Genomic DNA, 1,361 nt, shown 5'->3' with positions numbered 1-1,361 from the left:
CTGTAAATAAGTAGGGTGTATTTGAAGCAAAATCACATTTGTGGATTAATGACGTCTCTGTTTACTCATATCCTCGCACTGCCAACTGGATAGGCCAAGTTCAATAAGAGCTTGGCCGCTTTTTACGTGCGCTTTGTTGTCTTGAAACTCTCGTTTGTTTCACTCTTTCCAACCTCTCTTTAAATGAAACCAAAGACTTATCTAAAGTCGCTAGGTGCCAATAAAAATCGCCATGGTAACAAGTTGTTTACATTTGGCGGTGTGGCGTAAATCGAAAAATATCAACCTAATTGATTGAAATTCAATTTAATTTTGGTTTCTTTTTAACCGGGTACATTGATGGCTTTGTGGTGTAACATTAATTTTACATTTCTCCGTAAGACCCATCGAAATAGAGATTTCGGCCGATGTATTCCAATTTCTCTCTACCTGCGCCAAGTTAGAAAAATCAGTTCAAACAGCTCAGTGAGGCTGTAAACAAATTAGTGACGCAAGGAGAAAGTCATGGTGGACACATACAACCCATTAGGTACAGACGGATTTGAGTTTGTTGAATACACAGCTGCTGACAGCAAAGGCATTGAACAACTAAAAGCGTTATTTACATCGCTAGGCTTTGCTGAAATAGCCAAACATCGTTCGAAAGAAGCATGGTTGTATCGACAAGGTGACATCAGCTTTATCGTGAACGCCCAGCCTCATAGCCAGGCGGAGGAGTTTGCTAAAGTTCACGGCCCATCTGTATGTGGTATGGCGTTTCGTGTGAAAGACGCGACGGTTGCGCTTGGACATGCTATTCAAAACGGCGGCACAGAATACAAAACTGAAATTGGTCCGATGGAACTGAGTATCCCTGCCATTTACGGTATTGGTGAAAGCTTGCTTTATTTCGTTGATCGTTATGGCAAGCAGAGCATCTACGACGTCGATTTCCGTTTTTATGACGATGCAGACGATCGCTTAGCAAAATCAGACGTTGGCTTGTACGAGATAGACCATCTCACGCACAATGTTAAGCAAGGTAATATGGATGTGTGGTCTGGTTTTTATGAGCGCATCGGGAACTTCCGAGAAATTCGATACTTCGATATCGAAGGTAAACTGACTGGCCTTGTCAGCCGCGCAATGACGGCGCCGTGTGGCAAAATCCGCATTCCAATCAATGAATCCTCGGATGACAAATCGCAGATTGAAGAGTTTATCCGCGAATACAACGGGGAAGGTATTCAGCATATCGCTCTGACAACGGATGACATCTATCAAACGGTGCAAACGTTGCGTGACCGCGGTATGGACTTTATGCCAACGCCAGACACCTACTACGAGAAAGTCGATGAACGCGTTGAAGGCCATACTGAAGA

At 43.6% G+C, this 1,361-nt stretch carries 1 protein-coding gene; it reads left to right on the top strand.

Annotation, left to right across the window (positions count from 1 at the left end; genetic code table 11):
* Nucleotides 1-504: 504 nt before the first annotated feature.
* The coding region (gene hppD / locus R8N47_RS23420) for a 4-hydroxyphenylpyruvate dioxygenase (protein ID WP_318185881.1) at nucleotides 505-1,361 on the top strand (857 nt) is incomplete at its 3' end.

The sequence above is a fragment of the Vibrio sp. 2132-1 genome (assembly GCF_033344315.1).
The sequence above is the reverse complement of the archived record's forward strand: the minus strand, read 5'-3'. Positions and strand labels throughout refer to the sequence as shown.